This window comes from Thiohalocapsa halophila (genome assembly GCF_016583825.1).
GTDB lineage: Bacteria > Pseudomonadota > Gammaproteobacteria > Chromatiales > Chromatiaceae > Thiohalocapsa > Thiohalocapsa halophila.
The window spans coordinates 22,838-39,925 of sequence record NZ_NRRV01000001.1 but is presented as its reverse complement, the minus strand read 5'-3'; the positions used below and the strand labels follow the sequence as shown (position 1 = coordinate 39,925).

21 protein-coding genes, 2 tRNA genes and 2 pseudogenes are annotated in these 17,088 nt (G+C 68.6%); 5 read left to right on the top strand and 20 right to left on the bottom strand.

Annotated elements, in window-relative coordinates:
• Positions 1–59: 59 nt before the first annotated feature.
• Positions 60–1,442 carry a lipid IV(A) 3-deoxy-D-manno-octulosonic acid transferase gene (waaA, locus tag CKO31_RS00210; RefSeq protein ID WP_200232835.1) on the top strand — a complete coding sequence of 461 codons (1,383 nt, stop codon included), beginning with the start codon at positions 60–62 and terminating at the stop codon, positions 1,440–1,442.
• On the opposite strand, the gene CKO31_RS00205 is transcribed toward waaA, so the two are convergent.
• The 3 genes from CKO31_RS00205 to CKO31_RS00195 form a co-directional block, all read right to left on the bottom strand.
• A complete protein-coding gene (locus tag CKO31_RS00205) occupies positions 1,435–2,013 on the bottom strand; it encodes an isochorismatase family protein (RefSeq protein WP_200232833.1) in 579 nt (192 codons plus the stop codon). The two genes, waaA and CKO31_RS00205, sit on opposite strands and share 8 nt — an antisense overlap.
• A 101-nt stretch (positions 2,014–2,114) precedes the next feature.
• Positions 2,115–2,435, bottom strand: a complete 321-nt coding sequence (locus tag CKO31_RS00200) for a rhodanese-like domain-containing protein (RefSeq protein WP_438873994.1) — start codon at positions 2,433–2,435, stop codon at positions 2,115–2,117.
• A gap of 15 nt (positions 2,436–2,450) precedes the next feature.
• On the bottom strand, positions 2,451–3,119 hold the full coding sequence (locus CKO31_RS00195) for a protein-L-isoaspartate O-methyltransferase family protein (protein WP_200232829.1): 669 nt from the start codon (positions 3,117–3,119) through the stop codon (positions 2,451–2,453).
• A 236-nt stretch (positions 3,120–3,355) separates the two neighbouring features.
• Between CKO31_RS00195 and CKO31_RS00190 the strand changes: the two genes are divergently transcribed.
• Positions 3,356–3,766: a hypothetical protein gene (locus tag CKO31_RS00190; protein ID WP_200232827.1), complete on the top strand. Its 411-nt coding sequence runs from the start codon at positions 3,356–3,358 to the stop codon at positions 3,764–3,766.
• Between the two features lie 95 nt (positions 3,767–3,861).
• Here CKO31_RS00190 and proB read toward each other — a convergent pair whose 3' ends face one another.
• The 4 genes from proB to rplU all read right to left on the bottom strand — a co-directional run bounded on the left by proB (position 3,862) and on the right by rplU (position 7,067).
• Complete coding sequence (gene proB / locus CKO31_RS00185) at positions 3,862–4,986, bottom strand: glutamate 5-kinase (protein WP_200232825.1); 1,125 nt, start codon at positions 4,984–4,986, stop codon at positions 3,862–3,864.
• Positions 4,987–5,046: 60 nt separating this feature from the next.
• Entirely contained in the window at positions 5,047–6,120 is a 1,074-nt protein-coding gene (gene cgtA / locus CKO31_RS00180; RefSeq protein ID WP_200233204.1) for an Obg family GTPase CgtA, read from the bottom strand.
• A gap of 307 nt (positions 6,121–6,427) precedes the next feature.
• Positions 6,428–6,694 (bottom strand): 50S ribosomal protein L27, encoded by a 267-nt coding sequence (rpmA, locus tag CKO31_RS00175; RefSeq protein ID WP_200232823.1) that lies wholly within the window; start codon positions 6,692–6,694, stop codon positions 6,428–6,430.
• A 55-nt stretch (positions 6,695–6,749) separates the two neighbouring features.
• A complete protein-coding gene (rplU, locus tag CKO31_RS00170) occupies positions 6,750–7,067 on the bottom strand; it encodes a 50S ribosomal protein L21 (RefSeq protein ID WP_200232821.1) in 318 nt (105 codons plus the stop codon).
• 417 nt (positions 7,068–7,484) lie between these two features.
• On the opposite strand from rplU, the gene CKO31_RS00165 reads away from it, so the two are divergent.
• Both CKO31_RS00165 and CKO31_RS00160 read left to right on the top strand, forming a co-directional pair.
• Positions 7,485–7,558 (top strand) — tRNA-Cys (locus CKO31_RS00165).
• Between the two features lie 82 nt (positions 7,559–7,640).
• Positions 7,641–7,725 (top strand) — tRNA-Leu (locus CKO31_RS00160).
• Between the two features lie 872 nt (positions 7,726–8,597).
• Here the strand turns inward: CKO31_RS00160 and CKO31_RS00155 are convergent.
• The 13 genes and pseudogenes from CKO31_RS00155 to CKO31_RS27915 all read right to left on the bottom strand — a co-directional run.
• Complete coding sequence (locus CKO31_RS00155) at positions 8,598–8,960, bottom strand: hypothetical protein (RefSeq protein WP_200232819.1); 363 nt, start codon at positions 8,958–8,960, stop codon at positions 8,598–8,600.
• 99 nt (positions 8,961–9,059) lie between these two features.
• Positions 9,060–9,341: a hypothetical protein gene (locus CKO31_RS00150; RefSeq protein WP_200232818.1), complete on the bottom strand. Its 282-nt coding sequence runs from the start codon at positions 9,339–9,341 to the stop codon at positions 9,060–9,062.
• On the bottom strand, positions 9,322–9,702 hold the full coding sequence (locus tag CKO31_RS00145) for a DUF1156 domain-containing protein (protein ID WP_200232817.1): 381 nt from the start codon (positions 9,700–9,702) through the stop codon (positions 9,322–9,324). The genes CKO31_RS00150 and CKO31_RS00145 overlap by 20 nt, the downstream gene beginning before the upstream one ends.
• Before the next feature lie 5 nt (positions 9,703–9,707).
• The gene (locus CKO31_RS00140) at positions 9,708–10,070 is read right to left on the bottom strand and encodes a HepT-like ribonuclease domain-containing protein (protein ID WP_200232816.1); all 363 of its coding nucleotides are present in this window, start codon (positions 10,068–10,070) and stop codon (positions 9,708–9,710) included.
• Complete coding sequence (locus tag CKO31_RS00135) at positions 10,067–10,357, bottom strand: nucleotidyltransferase family protein (protein ID WP_200232815.1); 291 nt, start codon at positions 10,355–10,357, stop codon at positions 10,067–10,069. The genes CKO31_RS00140 and CKO31_RS00135 overlap by 4 nt, the downstream gene beginning before the upstream one ends.
• Complete coding sequence (locus CKO31_RS00130) at positions 10,354–10,521, bottom strand: hypothetical protein (protein ID WP_438873993.1); 168 nt, start codon at positions 10,519–10,521, stop codon at positions 10,354–10,356. Before CKO31_RS00130 ends, CKO31_RS00135 begins: the two co-directional genes overlap by 4 nt.
• Positions 10,522–10,562: 41 nt before the next feature.
• A pseudogene (locus CKO31_RS00125) lies at positions 10,563–10,676 on the bottom strand (Uma2 family endonuclease); the annotation flags it as partial.
• A gap of 138 nt (positions 10,677–10,814) precedes the next feature.
• Positions 10,815–10,970, bottom strand: a complete 156-nt coding sequence (locus CKO31_RS00120) for a hypothetical protein (RefSeq protein ID WP_200232814.1) — start codon at positions 10,968–10,970, stop codon at positions 10,815–10,817.
• 63 nt (positions 10,971–11,033) lie between these two features.
• The gene (locus CKO31_RS00115) at positions 11,034–11,510 is read right to left on the bottom strand and encodes a hypothetical protein (RefSeq protein ID WP_200232811.1); all 477 of its coding nucleotides are present in this window, start codon (positions 11,508–11,510) and stop codon (positions 11,034–11,036) included.
• The gene (locus CKO31_RS00110; protein ID WP_200232809.1) at positions 11,507–11,812 is read right to left on the bottom strand and encodes a nucleotidyltransferase domain-containing protein; all 306 of its coding nucleotides are present in this window, start codon (positions 11,810–11,812) and stop codon (positions 11,507–11,509) included. The genes CKO31_RS00115 and CKO31_RS00110 overlap by 4 nt, the downstream gene beginning before the upstream one ends.
• Positions 11,813–11,838: 26 nt before the next feature.
• Positions 11,839–12,483: a DUF7680 family protein gene (locus CKO31_RS00105; protein ID WP_200232807.1), complete on the bottom strand. Its 645-nt coding sequence runs from the start codon at positions 12,481–12,483 to the stop codon at positions 11,839–11,841.
• A 3-nt stretch (positions 12,484–12,486) separates the two neighbouring features.
• Positions 12,487–13,995: a hypothetical protein gene (locus CKO31_RS00100; protein ID WP_200232805.1), complete on the bottom strand. Its 1,509-nt coding sequence runs from the start codon at positions 13,993–13,995 to the stop codon at positions 12,487–12,489.
• 143 nt (positions 13,996–14,138) lie between these two features.
• Positions 14,139–14,708: pseudogene (locus tag CKO31_RS27915) on the bottom strand (DUF499 family protein); the annotation flags it as partial.
• Between the two features lie 992 nt (positions 14,709–15,700).
• Here CKO31_RS27915 and CKO31_RS00090 point away from each other — a divergent pair.
• A complete protein-coding gene (locus CKO31_RS00090; RefSeq protein WP_200232801.1) occupies positions 15,701–17,044 on the top strand; it encodes a DUF3422 family protein in 1,344 nt (447 codons plus the stop codon).
• Positions 17,045–17,088: the final 44 nt, after the last annotated feature.

The following is a 17,088-nucleotide window of genomic DNA, read 5'->3' as shown; positions in this document are numbered from 1 at the left end:
CGATTCCCTGCCCCGGTCTCCCCGGATAATCGCCCGCCAGGGTTGTAAGACGGTCCGTATTGTCGCGCCGACTCTACTCTCTTCTGGTCGCGCTGCTGATCCCCCTCGCGCTGTTGCGTCTGCTCTGGCGCTCACGCCGGGCACCGGCCTACCGCGAGCGCTGGCGCGAGCGTCTGGCCCGCGAGCCGGAGCCGCCGGCGCCTGTGGATGTCTGGCTACATGCCGTCTCGGTCGGCGAGGTACAGGCGGCGCTGCCGGTACTGCGCCACCTGCTGCAACAGGATGTGCGGGTTCTGGTGACCACGACGACGCCCACGGGCGCAGCCCGGCTGCGGGAGCTGCTAGGCGATGCGGCGCTGCACCGCTACACGCCCTTCGACCTGCCGGGCATCATGAGCCGTTTCCTGGACCGCGCCGCGCCGCGCTTGGTGCTGGTGATGGAGACGGAAGTTTGGCCCAACATGCTCGCTGCCTGTGACGCGCGAGGCATCCAGACCATGCTGGTGAATGCGCGCCTGTCCGCGCGCTCGGCGCGCGGCTATGCACGTGTGGCGCGCTTCAGCGCCGAGACCATGCGCCGGTTCTCGTGTATCGCCGCCCAGGGGGCGGCGGACGCCGAGCGCTTCCAGGCGTTGGGCGTGGAGCCCGAGCGCATTGTCGTCACCGGCAGTATCAAGTTCGATGTGCAGCCCCCTGCGAGCCTCACCGACCGAGCCGAGGTGCTGCGGCGCACCTGGGGCAACGACCGCCCGGTGTGGGTGGCCGCGAGCACCCGCGAGGGGGAGGAGGAGCAGGTGCTCGCCGCCCATGCGATGGTGCGTGCAGACCTGCCCACGGCCCTGCTGGTGCTGGTGCCGCGGCACCCCGAGCGCTTCGAGCGCGTGGCCGCACTGGTGCGCCGGGCGGGCTTTGGGCTGGCGCGGCGCAGTCTGGACGAGCCCTGTCCGGCGCACGTCGCCGTCTATCTCGGCGACAGCATGGGTGAGCTGGCCGTCTTCTTTGCCGCTGCGGATGTCGCCTTCGTCGGCGGCAGCCTGGTGCCCACCGGCGGGCACAATCTGCTGGAGCCCGCGGCGGCGGGCCTGCCGGTACTGGCGGGGCCGCATACCTTCAATTTCGCGGCGATCACGCGGCTGCTGCGCGAGCGCGGTGCCCTGACCCAGGTGGCGGATGCCGATGGCCTGGCAGCGGTGCTGCGGCGCTGGCTCACCGACGCCGCCGAGCGCGCCCGGGTGGGCGAGCAGGGGCGGCGTGTCATCGTCGAGAACCGCGGCGCGCTGGGGCGGGTCACAGCCCTGGTGGACGCCTGTCTGGCCGGCGACTGCCTGGTAGCCAGTGGGGCGGCCAGTGGGGCGACCAGTGGGGCGACTGGCGGGGCAGCAGACCGGGCAAGAGGCGGAGCGGGACCCAGGCCGGCAAGCGGTGGCAGCACGGCTACTTGAACATCCGCGACACCTCGCGGAAGTGTGGGTTGGTTGAGTCCCCGAGCCACTCGAAGGCGACGGACTCGGTGTTGGTGACGTGGATGCCGCTGTGGCGCATGCGCTCCAGGGCGTTCTGGCGGTTCGCCGGGTGGCGCGAGCAGATGGCATCGGCCACCACGAACACCTGATAGCCCCAGCGCTGCAGGCCCGAGGCCGTCTGCACGATGCAGATATGCGCCTCCATGCCCGTCAGCACCACTTGCTTGCGCTCCGGCTGTTGGGTGAGCGCGCGCTCGAAGCCGGCGGCAGTGCAGCAGGAGAAGCAGGTCTTCTCCGTCGGCGCCACGGTCTCCGGCAGGTGCTCGCGGATCGGGTCGATGGTGCGGCCGAGGCCATGGGGATACTGCTCGGTGGAGATGATGGGCACCGACAGGATTTCCGCTGCCTGCACCAGGCGGTTGATATTGGCCACCGCCACCGCGAGCTCGTCCTTCGGCATCACCGCCGCTAGGCTTTCCTGGGCGTCGATGATCATGAGCTGGGAGAAGCCGGCGTTGCACAGGGGCATGGGGGCCTGGTGGATGCTCATCACGATGACCTCGCTGTGATGGTTGCGCTCGGTTGCGGCGGGGCGCGATGGATAGGAGACTGCGACGGGCGGAGTCGTCTGTGGGGGCCGTTTGGCGGCGGTCAGTAGGTCGCCATGTCCGGGTCCACGTCATGCGCCCAGGCATCGATGCCACCACGCAGATTCAGTACCTGCCGGAAGCCTTGGTGGTCTAGGTACAGGGCCACCTGCTGGCTGCGGATGCCGTGGTGGCAGATGACCACCACCGGGCGCTCCGGGTCCAGCTCGCCGAGCGCCCCCGGGATGCGGCGCATCGGGATGTGCCTCGCGCCCTCCAGAGCGCAGATGTCGAGCTCCCAGGGCTCGCGCACGTCGAGCAGCTGTGGCGCGGGCGCGTCGCCGTTCAGGATCGCGGCCAGCTCGCTGGGATTCACCTGGCGCACCATGCGCGGCTGGCCTCAGAAGACGAAGCGCTCGGGCTGCGGGACGTTCTTCAGCGCCGGCACCGAGGTCTCGAACAAGGTCTGGCGGCGCAGGTCGCCGATCCCGCCGACGCGGGTCTCGAGTCGTGCCTGCATCACCGGATCTTCGCCGACGACCACGAACAGCCGCCCCCCCGGCGCCAGCTGCTGCGTGAGCATGGGCAGCGGCTCTTCCGTGGGGAGCGACCCGGTGACGGCGATGGCATCGAAGGGGCCGCCGTCGACGGGCCCGGCCATGGCGTCGACGGTATGCACCTCCAGCCGGCGCAGCTGCATGGCGTCGAGCCGCTCGCGGGCGCCTGCCGCCAGGTCGGGGTCGATCTCGACGCCGATGACGCGGCCGCCGAGGCGCGCGAGGCAGGCGGTGATATAGCCGGTGCCCGGGCCAATCTCCAGCACCTTGTCCCCGTCGCGCACCTGAAGCGCTTGCAGCATGCGGCCCACCATCTTGGGAGCCAGCATGCAGGTGTCTGTGCCCAGAGGTATTTCCACGTCTGCATAGGCCAGCGCCTGGTAGGCGTCGGGCACGAAGGCCTCTCGGGGTAGCTCGCCGAGCACCTGCAGCACCCGATGGTCGAGCACATTCCACGGGCGCACTTGCTGCTCGATCATGTTGTAACGGGCGATATCGGCGGGCGAGGACATGCGGATCTCCGAGAAAGGCCCTGAGCTTTGGAGGGAAAGCAGACCACGCAGGCTACGAATTTTGACGCCCGTCGGCAAGCGCCGCGGTGCTGCCCGCGGAGGATCGCAGCTGCGCGCGAGCGGCCGGCGCCCGCTACAATCGCAGCTGTAAAGCCCTTTGCTCCCAAGCCGAAGCCATGCCCCTGCAGTCAGCACGATCTTCCTCGCGACCGCCCGAAACCGCTCTTGGAGGGCCGATGCGGCTACTTGCGTCGCTGCGTGTGTGGGCCCTGGCGCTCGCCCTGCTTGCCGTGGCCCCCAGCGCCGCGCTTCGCGCGCAGGACGGCGGTGATGATGCGCAGGCGAGCGCCCAGACCGGCTCCGGCGTGGTCGAAGAGCCCACTGAAGAGCAGATCCGCAGCGCCTACACCGCCACCTTGACGGATCTGAACGCTCGCAGCGTCGAGCACTTGGGGGCCGATGACGCCGGTGTGCTGACCCTGGAGCTGGAAGACATCGTCAAGCTCGGCTGTCGCGGGCTGGACCGCCCCGGCGTCCACTTCGACTGCCGCGTAGAGCGCCGCATCCGCCGCGGCGAGGAGCGGCCGCAGACGGATGTCGTTGAGCTCTGGCTCTCCAGAGAGGACGGCCGCTGGGTCGCACGCTGAGCCCAGCTCCCGGCCGCGCGCCTCGACCGCCGGACTCTGGCGCGCGCTAGCGCCGCGTCCGCCATCGCAGCCCGGAGGGCGCCGTCGTGCCTGCTTCACATGAGCACCAGGTTGTCCCGGTGGATTAGCTCGTCGTCGTCGACGAAGCCCAGCACACCCTCGAAGGCGCTGCTCGGCAGCCCCTTGATGCGGATGGCGTCCTGGGCGTCGTAGTTGACCAGCCCGCGGGCCACCTCGCGGCCGTCGCGGTCCACGCAGGCTACCACCTCGCCGCGGGCGAAATGGCCGTAGACCGCGGTCACCCCCACCGCCAACAAGCTGCGCCCGCCCTCGCGCAGGGCGCGCACGGCGCCGTCGTCGAGCACCAGTCGCCCGCTGACACTGAGATGCCCCGCAAGCCAGCGCTTGCGCGCCGCCTGGGGCCCCTGGGCCGGCACCAGCAGGCTGCCCATGTCGCCGCCGCCGGCGATCTGTGTCAGGCATTCGCCGCGCCGCCCGGGCGCGATGACCGTCGCGCAGCCGGAGCGCGCCGCCAGCCGGGACGCGCGCAGCTTGGTGACCATGCCGCCGGTGCCGACGCCGCCGCTGCTGCCGCCGGCGGCCCGGTCGAGCTGGGGGTCGTCCACCCGCGCCGAGTCGATGAGCTGGGCTTCGGGGTCGGTGCGCGGATTCGCCGAGAAGAGCCCGTCCTGGTCGGTGAGCAGGATCAGCAGGTCCGCCTCCAGCAGGTTCGCCACCAGCGCGGCCAGTGTGTCGTTGTCGCCGAAGCGCAGCTCGTCGGTGGCGACGGTATCGTTCTCGTTCACCACCGGCACAACGCCGATGGTGAGCAGCGTGCGCAGGGTGCTGCGGGCGTTCAGATAGCGCTTGCGGTCCACCAGGTCGTCGCGGGTCAGCAGCACCTGGGCCGTGTGCAGCCCGTGGCGGGAGAAGCCGTCTTCGTAGGCGCGGATTAGACCCATCTGCCCGATGGCCGCGGCGGCCTGCAGCTCGTGCAGGGCCTGCGGGCGCTGGCGCCAGCCCATGCGCGCCATGCCCTGGGCGACGGCGCCGGAGGATACCAGCACCAGCTCGCGGCCGGCGGCGCGCTGAGTGGCCATCTGGCTGATCCAGGGGGCTAGCATATCCGTGTCCAGGCCGGCGCCGTCGCGGGTCAGCAGTGCGCTGCCGATCTTGACGACCCAGCGCCGGGTGCCGGGGATGTGATGGCGTTGAAACATCGCGGTGGGTCTTGGGATGGGCCGGGGTGCTTGCGCCGGGGCGATGGAGCCGACGGGCCCTCAGTCCAGCGGATGCCAGTCGGCCTCATCCGGGCTCGGTGTGGGGGTGGGGTGCAGCGGATGCGGCAGCTCGTCCAGCCGCGCCATGACGTCTCGGGCCAGCTCGGACGTGCCGGCGCCGGTGCTCGCGGAGACGGCGTACACCGGCCCCCGCCAGTCCAGCGCCTGCACCAGCTCGGCCCGCCGTGCGGCCAGGGTGTCGGCGTCCAGCAGATCGATCTTGTTCAGCACCAGCCAGCGCTCCCGGGCGGCGAGGGCGGAGTCGAAGGCCGCCAGCTCGGCGGCCAGCGTACGGATATCGCCCGCCGGTGCGGCCTCGGGGTCCGCCGGGGCTAGGTCGACCAGGTGCAGCAGCAGACGGGTGCGCGCCAAGTGCTTCAGAAAGTGCGTGCCGAGCCCGGCGCCGCCGGCGGCGCCGGCGATGAGACCCGGAACATCGGCCATCACGAAGCTGCGCTTGGGGCCGACGCTGACGACGCCCAGATTCGGATACAGGGTGGTGAAGGGGTAATCCGCCACCTTCGGCCGGGCGCTGGAGAGCGCGCGGATCAGGCTCGACTTGCCGGCGTTGGGCAGGCCGAGCAGACCCACGTCGGCGAGCAGCAGCAGCTCCAGCAGCAGCTCCCGGCGCTCGCCCGGCTTGCCCGGGGTGGACTGCCGCGGCGTGCGGTTGGTGCTGGACTTGAAGCGGGTATTGCCGATGCCGTGGAAGCCGCCGGCGGCCACCAGCAGGCGCGCATCCTGCTCCAGCAGCTCGCCCATGACCTCGCCGGTGGCGGCGTCGCTCACGCGGGTGCCGAGCGGCACGCGGATCTCCGCATCGGCGCCGGCGGCACCGGTGCGGTTGCGGCCCATGCCCGGCCGGCCGTTGTCGGCGCGATGCCGGCGCTGGTGGCGGAAGTCCACCAGGGTGTTCAGATTCGCATCGCCTACGAGGTAGACGCTGCCGCCGTCACCGCCGTCGCCGCCGTCCGGTCCGCCCTTGGGGATGAACTTCTCGCGCCGAAAGCTCACGCAGCCATCGCCGCCGTTGCCGGCTTCTACGCGGATCCTGGCCTCGTCGACGAATTTCACGGTGGGTATCTCGGTGTTCGCGGGCATGCAGAACGCAATAAGCCCCGCGGGGCGGGGCTTTCGCGATGCAGCGCTCGCGGCGCTTCGATTGCGGGCGGGGGCGCCGCGCTGCGGGCGAGGGCGCTGAGCGAGAGGCTATCGTCCCTCGCGCGGTGATAGTCCAGCCGAGGGCCAGCGATGCTGCGTTGTTGTTGCCGTCAGCGTTGTCGGCGCCGGCGGCCGCACGCTTGCCGGCACGACAACGAGCCGACGCTGCGAGTGCATTTCGGCTCCGGCTCTGGCGCGTTACGCTCGGCCCAGCAGGCGCTCAGCCTTGCGCCGGCTCGACGACGCTCACGTAGCGGCGGTTGCGCGGGCCCTTGACCTCGAAGCGCACCTCTCCGTCCTTCAGCGCGAACAGGGTGTAGTCGCGCCCGCGCCCGACGCCCGCGCCGTTGTGAAAGCGCGTGCCGCGCTGGCGCACCAGGATGCTGCCGGCGGGGACGCGCTCGCCGCCGAAGCGCTTGACGCCGAGGCGCTTGGATTCGGAATCGCGGCCGTTACGAGAGCTGCCGCCTGCCTTTTTGTGTGCCATGGATGAATGCCTCGTGTCGCTGGTCGCGTAAGCGGGTCGCAGTCGGCGCTGTTCGTCAGCCGCCGGCCGCGATGCCGGTAATCTTCAGCTCCGTAAACCACTGCCGGTGGCCCTGGCGCTTCATGTGATGCTTGCGACGGCGGAATTTGATGATCTTGACCTTGCCGCCCCGGCCGTGACCGGCCACCTCGGCGGTGACCTTGCCGCCGTCGATAAAGGGCTTGCCGACCTTGACGTCGCCGCCGTCGGCGATCATGAGCACCCGGTCGAGGTCGATGCTGGCGCCGGTTTCGGCGTCGAGCTTCTCGACGCGAAGCTTGTCGCCTTCGGCAACGCGGTATTGCTTACCGCCTGTTTCAATGACTGCGTACATAAGTCCTGTTACCCCGCAACTGGCGCGGATCGCGTCGGGGCACCGGATCGTCCCCGTCGGTGTTGGAGTTACGAAAAGCTCGGCGAGAAGCGCCCGCAACGACGGGCCGTCGGCTCATCCTGGGGGCTCACTCTGAAGCCCGAGCCGACCCGCTCGGTGCACGGTCTTCGACGGCATGCGGCCACCGCTCAAGACCCACCAGTATGACCGTTGCCGCTTGCCGCCGTCAACACGCGGATGCGGCTCGCAAGGGCTCATCGCGGCCCGCTGGCAGACCGGTGCCACATCCGACGCAGTCGCCAACGGGCGCCGTGACACCGGCCCGATGCAGCGCCGTGAGCGCCGGAAGTCGCCCTGGTCCGGCGCGTGATCCGGGGCGTGACAAAGCACCCGACGGCCGTTATATTAGAGGGCTTCGGCTGAGTGGCAGAGTGGTTATGCAGCGGCCTGCAAAGCCGTGGACGCCGGTTCGATTCCGACCTCAGCCTCCATTCCCCTTCGTCGCCGGGCCGCCGCCTCCCACGGCGCTAGCCGGCTCGCGACCTCGCCCGCACACATCTCGCCCTCGCGCCCGCCCGGGTGGTGAAACTGGTAGACACAAGGGACTTAAAATCCCTCGGCTTCGGCCATGCGGGTTCGAGTCCCGCCCCGGGCACCATTCACAAACAGGTGCTTACGGAATTTCTCCGAGGGCTGCCAGGTGGGCGTGAATCGCGGGGGAACCCTGGGGGAACTTTTGGCGGAGTTTCGCAGGCCCGTCCTGCGGCGACCCCCTGTCTTTGCTCAGGCGTCCCTCGTCGACTTGTTGGTTAAGTTGGGGGTTCCCGACCAGTGCCCTGATCTGCTAACCAAGAGATTGTTCCGGCTTCCCTGGATTCTGCATGGGAATTGGAACATTACCTCTTGTAGGGTAGATGCGAAGACTCGGCGTGGTCAGGAGTTTGACGTGGTGCGGTCGCTTGTTGTTGCTCTTATCGGTCTGTTTATCTCGGCGTGCGCAGCGCCCCCGGGATCATACACGGCGGACACTGGCGAAAGGCCCTCCTCACGGGAGCCGGCCGACTCCCCGAGGGCGGAATCTAACCTTGCTTGTGGCAAGTGGCGTAGGGACAAAGACAGCGACAGCTTCGGTCCGGACTGCACTTGGTACACGAATTGCCGGTACGATCAGGTGCGGGATGTGCGCTTCTGTACGGTGAACTCCCGCGGGGACTACTTGTTGCAGCCTACACCGTCGTTTTTCCTGGGCCCCACCTACGCCTCCGCGCGCATAGGTGTGAACCATCACCCAGGAACTTCCCCAGTGGTGAGAGTCGACGACAATACTCCCATCTACGCTAAGGACACTATTGAGGGAACGTTCAGCCAATCCCAAACCCGGGCGTTGATTAGCCAGATGCGGGCCGGTACATCTGTCTCTTTCAGCACAACGGAATGGCCCGGACAACCAAGCTCCGGGCAGCTAACGCTGATAGGCTTCTCGGCCGCTCACGACTTTGCCCGCCAATGGTTACGCGGAAATGGCTAAGGTCACGCGCCGCCCGATAGCCCAGGTAGTCCTCCAGTCAGCAAAAACAAGACGCCAGAGACAATCGCGACAATTACCAGGTTCGCCATCCAGAACGCGATGAGAAATTTCATTGTGATGCTGAACACAGCATCGTACGGCAGCTCCTGGACGATCCGGGCAACGCGCTGAAGTTCCCGCTTAAACTCACGCTCTGCTTCGGCGCTCGTGGTTCTGCGCTCCCTACCCTCTTCCTCCTGCTCCCTCCGCTCTTCCGGCTCCTTTTTGATCCCCTGTCGATGCCGATCTAGCCCTACATCCGCCAAGCTTCGGAAGGTGGTTCCTTCTGTCCGTGTGCTGGGCTCCCGGACCTCTTCTTTGGTCATGCTGCTTCTCCCCGGCTGCCGCGTTTCTTGCGACCGAAGCTTAGCAGACGGATTGCTCCAACGAAGTCCAGTATGGGACGGGGGTCCACAGTTAACCCGTCAGTCGATACCCGAGTTACCGGTAGGACTGCTGGCGCGGGGCACTTGCCTGGCGGCCATAGCCCGACCCAGCCCGGACAACTGAAGGACGGCAATTGCGGCCCTGAGCTTGATGCGGCGGTCATACCGGTAGTCCATCTGTTCTTCGATCACATCAAGGGCACGTTCCACCAGATCGGCCATGCGGCCAGCGGTCGCGTTGTGGCTGTCGGCCAGGTGCCCTTCGATGGCGGCCCTGTATGCTGGCAGCTTGCGCCAGCGGCTAACCGTTTCCTGTCGCACCCCTAAGCTCTTGCATCAGCACCCGCTGTACGACCTCATCGACATTGAGTGATCGTCCTTCGCGTGTGTTGATCACACGCTCACGCAACTTCTCCTCGCCGAGCACCCAACCGACCCCATGCACATCCGCCACGAGCACGCGGATACCCAATTCCTTCACGAAGGCTTCAGGGTCAGCATCCGCCGGCAGCAACGAAGCCAGGATCGCCGCCCGGCTCGGCGTCAGCGGGCGGCGTGCCCACCAGACGTGCAGCCGATGCGTCGGCGGCGCCTTGCCACGGTCGCACTCGCGCCGCGTCTCCGCCCCCACCTGATGGCAGGGAAAGCCGGCTTCGATCAGCCTTAAATCCTGGTGCGCCATGTTGCCTAAGCCTGCATTTGCGAAACTAGGGTATGAATCTGCACGCGAAGGGTGGGCAGCTCGCGTTGCACGACATTCCACACGGTATCCAGGTCCACTGACCAGTAGCCATGGCTGATGCGATTGCGCATGGCATAGAGTGCAGACCAAGGGATGTCTGGGTGTTGGGCGACCAGCTCGGGCCCGTGCAGTTGCACGTTCCGAGACGCTTCGCCGAGGATCTCGATATTGCGGACCACGGCGTCCTGAAGCTGCGTGCTCTGCATAAATGCCTCTTTTGGAACCATATTGGTGTAGGCCTGGATGCGGTCGATGGCCTGCAGCATATGGCCGAGATAGTCAGGCACACGCAATGACTTGCTGCTCATACGGGCTGCGCCTCGTGCAGCACGCGATCCCGGAACTGCGCCGGTAGGGCATTCGGCGTCAGCACATCGACGCGGACGCCCAGTTGCGCTTCCAATTCCACCTGGATGCGCGCGATATCGAGCAGCGAGGTCTCTGCGGTGGGCTGAACGAGCAAATCGAGGTCGCTGCCATCGTGATCCTTGCCGAGCAGGACCGAGCCAAATACCCGTGGATGACTCGCGTGATGGGCGGCAACGATACGGCGGATGGATTCACGGTGTCGCTCAAAGGCGATGGATGGCTTCATGGGGATGCTCCGTCGGCTGGTGCGTGCCGGCCCCATCCCGGGATGTCGCCGCCGCGGCGGGTGTCGTCGACGCGGGAGCCGAACAGATCCACCCGCACGTCGGGGCCGAAGGCGTCCTGTGCGGCCTGTTTGATGACCTGTTGCTGGTGGGCGGTGAGGCGCATGCGGTGGTGCATCGTCCTGCGCGCGCTCAGCCCCGGGCGCGGATGCGCTCGCGCCGCCAGCCGGCCAGGTCCGGCACGGCGACTTCTTGGTCACGGATCAAGTGGACTTCCGGCTCCATCAGAATCCACCAACCACCAGGGCCACCATCACCGAGTCCATAGCGGCTGCCGCTCGACGGCGATGTGCATGTGCTGCCTCCACTCGCTCGGGTTGATGGCTCGCGACCGACAGCCTGTCCGCGGCTTGCATCCAGGCGCTCGTTCCCGGCACAGGCCGTGCAGGGTCGTTTCGGCTACAGCTCATAATCGATCAACAGCGCCTCGCGCTTCAATGCCTCGTCGTCGCACTCGTCGGCCCAGACCTTGAGCAGGCCGCGCAGCGCGGCGCTGTCGCGCTTGCCGTGGCGGCCCAGGTAGTTGCGGGCGGCGACGATGCCGCCGTCGCGCATGCTGCTGCTCCTTGGGGCTTGATGAGCCGCGGGCTCGTGGCTGGCGGCCATCCGGGGTAAGGGTCACGGCGTCTGTGCGCCAAGCCCCGCCTCGATGCGCGCGAGGATGGACTCCAGCGCAGCGGCGGCCTCCACCGCGGTGTTGAGGACGGCGGCGTTACGCTCGGGCGCGTCCGGATACTCGTGGGCAAACTGGTTGCGGATGGCGCGCAGCCGCTGCCAGTCGGCGGCATCGTCGAGGTAGCCCAGTTGCTCCAGCCGATGCAGCTTGTCCAGCATGGGGCGCCGTTCATAGGGCTCTTGCAGGTAGGCCAGCACGGCGGGCAGCAGGCGCATGCCGATGGCGTCTTGCAGCTTGCCGAAGCGCAGGACGAATTGGTCCAGATCCTGGACTGCTTCGGCATCCAGCGCGCGGAGCCGCGCGCCGGTGAGCGGCAGGTGCGGTGCCAGGGCCGTCAAGGCATAGCGCATGTAGTGGGCATGCTGGTGGCATTCGCGCAGCGCATCCGCCAGGCGCCGGGCGGGGGTGTTGTCGCTCACAGCGCCACCCCGGTGCGGGCGGCGACGTCGAAGATGGGCGGGCGCACGCGCCGGCCCGGGTAGTCCACCAGCAGGTCGATGCGCTGCTCGCCGAGGGCGCGCTGCACCTGGACCTGGAAGTCGATCTCCGCGCGCACGATGCGCTCGGGATCGGTGAGCGCGGTGCGGATGAGCAGGTCGATGTCGCCGCCGCGGCGGGTGTCGTCGACGCGGGAGCCGAACAGATGCACGCGCACGTCGGGGCCGAAGGCGTCCTGTGCGGCCTGTTTGATGACCTGTTGCTGGTGGGCGGTGAGGCGCATGCGGTGGTGCATCGTCCTGCGCGCGCTCAGCCCCGGGCGCGGATGCGCTCGAGCACCTGCGGCAGGCGTTTGTCGCCGGCGCCGCCGCAGAGCATGTGGCGCAGCCCGCTGACGGCCCAGCTGCGCAGCGCCGGGTCGGCGGTGGTGACATTGGCGAGCCAGTAGACGGCCTCCTCGCGGGAGAGCATGGCCACGCGGCGGCCGATGAGCTCGATGCGGTCGCTGTCTTTGACCTTGCGCTGGAGCCTGAAGAAGAGCGCGAGGCGGGCGCCGGCGGCCTCGTCCAGGGGCAGGTTGCGGTCGGTCTGCTTGAGCCCCTGGGTTGACATGAAGCGCTCCAGGCCTAGGGGGATGCCCTGATCGTCCTTGACCGCCTCCAGCAGGCGCCGCAGCACGGGCAGGCTGGCGCGCACGGCCTCGCCGTGCAGGCTGCCGCGCTCCAGGTGCTTGGCGCGGGGGTTGGTGAGGCCGGCGGTGTCGTCCCGGTCCTCCGGCGCGATGCGCTCTTTGACGATCAACAGCGGCGGCGGCAGGTCGTTGCGGGCGGTGATGCGCAGCAGGTAGGGGGCGCGCTTGGCCTGCTTCGCGAGCCTGGCGTCGTCGGCCTTGGCGCTGTCTGACCGGCTGCCGGCGCCTGGGCTGCGCGGTGCCGCGGGGGCGGTTCTCGCCATGGATCAGGATTGTCCGTTGGGTTGCTTGAGCAAGCTCAGGAACTTGCAGTTGGGCTCGGGCTCGCCGACGGTGAGCCGGACCTGGCCATTGTCGGCGAAATGCAGGCGGTTGTTCAGGGCCGCGAACAGGGCGCGATTGTCCACCAGGGCGCCGATGGTGGTGTTGGTCAGTGCCATTTGGAACTGACCCTTATCCGCCAGTGTGGCGACGATGTTGAGCACAGTCACCTGAGTCTTGGATTGGCTGAGCGCGGTGCCGGCGAGCAGGTTCAGCACCTGCTTGATCCTGGCCGGGTCGGTGAGGGTGAACTGCTGCTCTTGTACCTTGGGGGCGACGATCCAGCCGCGGCTCTGGGCCTCATGATAGGGCATGACGACGCCGGTCTTGAGGGCGCCGAGGGGCACTGACTCGCCGGTTTGGGCCTGCTCCGGGTCGGGGTTGCCGGCATCGTCGAAGGCCTCGGACGGAAAGACCACCAGCACCTGCGCCAGCAGGTCCGGTGCCTGCAGGATGGGCCAGTGGCGGCGGGTAGCGAAGTGGCTCACCAGCTCGCTCACCGGGACCTGCTTGTACGCGTCGAAGAAGAGCTTACCGAGGATGGTGAGGGTCTCGCCGGTGGTGGCCTGCTCTTCTGTGATCAGCTCGCGCTCGTCGGCGAGCTGCTTGAGGATGGCACCTTCCAGGTGCAGGCCGCCGGAGCCGCCGCCGGTAGGCCCGGCGCCGCCCTTGCCCAGGTCGCGCACGGCCACCTGTCCGCCGTTGCGGCTCGGGAACAGGAGGTGACGGTAGGACTCGTCGATGGCCGTGCGCAGCTCCGCCGGGGCCTTGGCGGCGCGGTCTTTGAAGCCGGCCTTTTGCAACTGCTCGTGGGTCACGCCCCAGTTCTCGGGGTTGGCCTTGAGCCGCTCGACGGCGATGGCCTTGCGGGCGAGCGCGAGAATGTTCTGGCGCGTGCGCCGCTCCTGCTGCACCCGCGCCTCGGTCCAGACGGCGCCCTCGATGTGTACGGTGCTGGGGGCCAGCAGGAAGACCTGGTTCTGGTGCTCGCGGATGGCGGCACCGCGCTGCTCGATGAAGCGCGCCGGGGCGAGGTCGCGGGTGTCGAAGGCAATGATGCCGAGCTGCGGCTTGGGCTTTTTGTCGGGGATGGCGTCGCCGTCACTGATGTTGGGGTGGAGGTCGAAGACCGCGGACTTGTCCACCAGCTTGCGGACAACCTGTTCCACGCGCTCCAGGGCCTCGGCGTCGGTGACGTTGCCCTCGATGCGGCGCAGGATGTTGTTGAGCGTGGGTACGGTGTCGGCGTAGAGGCGGCCGTTGCGGTTGCGCAGGTAGTTGGCCTCCGCGTCGATCTGCGCCAGGGCGGAGTGGACGGTGGCCGGCTTGAGGGCGGGCGAGGCCATCTCGTAGACCGCGCTTGCCATGTCGATGCCGAACTTCTCATCCTGGAAGCCGCCGCCGCGGCCCACCAGGCTGTGCAGGAAGACCACGCGCCAGGCCCATTCGTGCACCGGGTGGCCGTCGGGGTGGGGGTTGGCGTGGTCCAGCTCGCCGGCGACGCTGCGGCTGGTGGCGGCAGTGCCGGCGACCTTGCTTGGGCGATCTCGTCGATGAGGATGAGCGTGGGCTGGTCGCCGAAGAGGGTGTCGAAGAAGTCTTCGGAGGCCGGGGCCGAGGTATCGTCCAGGCGGGCCTCGAAGGGGCCGCGCTCCGCGGCGTTAAGTGTCTGCTCGGCGATGAGCCACCACAGGGTGTTCGGCTTGGGCTTGCCGCCGCCGCCCTCGCGCAGGGTGTCCACGGTGTCGCCGATGATGCCCACCACCCGGATCTGCCCGGGCTTGCCCAGCCGTTCGGGCGGGACGATGTCGGCGAGGTGCTCTGTCAGTGTGTCGCCTTGATAGGCGACATGGGTCACGGCGATCAGGTTGTGGGTCTTGCCGCCGCCGAAGGAGTCGTCCATGCGCTGCATGGCCGGGTGCGACAGATCGCCCTGGATCAGCCGCCCCAGCACGTTGTCTAGGATGCTGCAGAGCCCCTGGGTGGGGTAGGTGGCATCCCGGAAGAAGGCCTCTGGGTCCGAGTACAGGGAGGTGGCGCCGGGCTTGGCCCGGCCCTTGGCATAGTCGCCCAGGACGCGGCTCAGGCTGGCGGTGAAGATCTCGGGGTTGAAGGTCCCGGCCAGTAGCTCGGGCCTGGGTGTGCAGGTGGAGCGTACGTCGCGCATCTGTGTCCCCTTGGCGCTGGTGCGGTGCCCATTCGGCGAGCTCGCTGAGCGGCTGCATCGATCGCCGGGCTCCAAGCGATTGCCGTTGTTGTTGCTGACAGCCCGATTGGTGCTGGTCTGCGGTTTTGCCTCCGGGAAGCGCTTTAACTTGGCTTGCAAGCTCTCCGGGCTCGCCAGTGACCCGCGAGTGGTGGGACCTTTGAGGCAATCCGCATCCGACGATGCTGCCCGCCATCGTACGACAGCGGGCGTGCACGTTGCGAGGGGCTGCGCCGGCGAGCCGTCGATCGGCTGCGGAGACCGACCCCTCAGGTTTCGGGCAGTCGTCACACTATTGGGGTTTGTATGGACTACCCTTGGGGTAAGAGCTGGTTTTGGACGGCGCTACAGTGCGACGGGGTCCACGCCGGCTCCTGCGGGCGGCCTGATCGCTGCGAGTCCTGATCCGTGACGATCGGCCGCCCCGACATCCACGGTCCGCGTGCGCGGGCCGTAGCCATTCAGCCGAGCCATTTGGCCATGCCATTTGGTCGTGGAGGGATCAGAGTCATGCGGCGTCAGAAGCAGCTTCCCCGAGTCCGTGTCGAGGTGGTGGCGTTGGCTCATGCGGCCGACGGCACTGCGTGGGCCCTTGCCTGCACGCTGCTGGTGGCCACGACCCTGGTGGCTGCCACGCTCAGTGTGTTCTAGGAAGACGCCGACCAATCGGCGCTTTCCGGGCAGGATCAGTTCGGCCGGGTGCGGGCGCCGGGACGCGCACGTGCCCGGCCACGTCTCCGCCTCGGCCGAGGCGGCGGTGCGTGCCCGCGACGGCCGGCGTCGGAGCTTGCGCGGTGGCGAAGGTCATCCACGCGCGGTAGCCTTGGATCGATTGTGCACTGCCGGTCGAGGGCGGCGCTCGTGCAGAGTCGGCCCGGTCCGCGGCTGACCCGCATTTCGGCCCTGCAGTGCGTCGTCGCCCATCGGATGCCTCACCGCGCGCACACCACGCCATGTCGCTGCCCTTTCCGGACCACCCGCTGCGCCACGCCATCACCCAAGAGCTGCACGTGCGCACCTTCGAGTCGGTGCGTGCGCCGGTGGCGGTGGCCCACATCGCCTATCAGTGTGGCGAGCGCGGCAGCGGGGCCAACGTCGATCACCTGCTGCGGCTCCTGGCGCACTTCGGCGTGGAGCGCCCGGCGCCGGAGGATGTCGGGCAGTATTTCTTCGTCGATCTCGGCGATCTGCGTCTGCGCTGGGAGCGGCACACGGAGTTCGTGACCTACAGCTTCACTCGGTCCCTGGCGCCCGAGGGCGCCGCGGCCCATCCGTTCGGTGACAAGCCCCTCGGGGTGCTGCCGCAGGATTGGCTCGGGGCGCTGCCGGGGCAGGTGGTCACGGCGGTGCTGCTGGTGCTGGAATCGGCGGACATGCCGGAGCGCACGACGGCGGACCTGATGACGGTCTTCGGCAGCTTTCCGGTGATCGGTGCCGAGGTCGCCGGCGGTGCCGGCCTGGCGTGGTCGGACCTGCGCATCCACGCGGACGGCTTCGGGCGCATCCTGCTGCGTGACCAGGGCCTCACCGAGGCCCAGGCCGGGCGGCTGGTGAAGCGGGTGCTCGACGTGAACACCTACCGGGCCATGACGCTGCTGGGCCTGCCCGCGGCGCGGGCGGCGGCCAGTACGCTGAGCGACGCCGAGCGCCGCCTGGCGGACGCCGCCGCGCGCATGGGCAGCGCCAATGACGGGGAGCGAGCGGCGCGCAGCGGTGACCCCTCCTCGGAGCGCGCCTTGCTGGCAGAGCTGGCGGACGTGGCGGCGGAGGTCGAATCCGTCGCCGCCCGCACCACCTCGCGCTTCGATGCAACGGCGGCCTACTACGATGTGGTGCGCCAGCGCCTGGAGCAGCTGCGCCAGCGGCGCATCCAGGGCCTGCCCACCTTTACGGAGTTCCTGGACGCGCGGCTGGCGCCGGCGGTGAACACCTGCATGGCCACGGGCCGTCGCCAGCACACCCTGGCCGAGCGCGCTGCGCGCATGACCGCGCTGCTGCGCGCCCGCGTCGAGGTGCGCCTGCAGGAGCAAAACCGCAGCCTGCTGGATTCCATGGACCGGCGCGCCCGGCTGCAGCTGCGCCTCCAGGAGACCGTCGAGGGTCTGTCGGTGGTGGCCATCAGCTACTACGGCCTCGGGCTCGTGGGCTACGGCCTCAATGGCCTCGCCGAAGCCGGCGTGCCCATCGACCCCACCCTGGGCGTGGCCGTGGCGCTACCCTTGGTGCTGGGGAGCGCCTGGCTGGGCCTCAAGCGCACCAAGCGGCGGCTGCATCGCGATGTCGAGAATGAGCAGTAGCCATGCTTAGGCCCCGTCGGGCGGGTTCAATCTGGGCGTGGGAG

Bases quoted from the DNA above. Each gene is read 5' to 3' on its own strand.
- CKO31_RS00205 (WP_200232833.1), bottom strand. From the start codon at position 2,013: ATGAGCATCCACCAGGCCCCCATGCCCCTGTGCAACGCCGGCTTCTCC.
- CKO31_RS00195 (WP_200232829.1), bottom strand. From the start codon at position 3,119: ATGTCCTCGCCCGCCGATATCGCCCGTTACAACATGATCGAGCAGCAA.
- CKO31_RS00190 (WP_200232827.1), top strand. From the start codon at position 3,356: ATGCGGCTACTTGCGTCGCTGCGTGTGTGGGCCCTGGCGCTCGCCCTG.
- proB (WP_200232825.1), bottom strand. From the start codon at position 4,986: ATGTTTCAACGCCATCACATCCCCGGCACCCGGCGCTGGGTCGTCAAG.
- rpmA (WP_200232823.1), bottom strand. From the start codon at position 6,694: ATGGCACACAAAAAGGCAGGCGGCAGCTCTCGTAACGGCCGCGATTCC.
- rplU (WP_200232821.1), bottom strand. From the start codon at position 7,067: ATGTACGCAGTCATTGAAACAGGCGGTAAGCAATACCGCGTTGCCGAA.
- CKO31_RS00155 (WP_200232819.1), bottom strand. From the start codon at position 8,960: ATGACCAAAGAAGAGGTCCGGGAGCCCAGCACACGGACAGAAGGAACC.
- CKO31_RS00145 (WP_200232817.1), bottom strand. From the start codon at position 9,702: ATGGCGCACCAGGATTTAAGGCTGATCGAAGCCGGCTTTCCCTGCCAT.
- CKO31_RS00140 (WP_200232816.1), bottom strand. From the start codon at position 10,070: ATGAGCAGCAAGTCATTGCGTGTGCCTGACTATCTCGGCCATATGCTG.
- CKO31_RS00135 (WP_200232815.1), bottom strand. From the start codon at position 10,357: ATGAAGCCATCCATCGCCTTTGAGCGACACCGTGAATCCATCCGCCGT.
- CKO31_RS00130 (WP_438873993.1), bottom strand. From the start codon at position 10,521: ATGCGCCTCACCGCCCACCAGCAACAGGTCATCAAACAGGCCGCACAG.
- CKO31_RS00120 (WP_200232814.1), bottom strand. From the start codon at position 10,970: ATGCGCGACGGCGGCATCGTCGCCGCCCGCAACTACCTGGGCCGCCAC.
- CKO31_RS00110 (WP_200232809.1), bottom strand. From the start codon at position 11,812: ATGCGCCTCACCGCCCACCAGCAACAGGTCATCAAACAGGCCGCACAG.
- CKO31_RS00105 (WP_200232807.1), bottom strand. From the start codon at position 12,483: ATGGCGAGAACCGCCCCCGCGGCACCGCGCAGCCCAGGCGCCGGCAGC.
- CKO31_RS00090 (WP_200232801.1), top strand. From the start codon at position 15,701: ATGTCGCTGCCCTTTCCGGACCACCCGCTGCGCCACGCCATCACCCAA.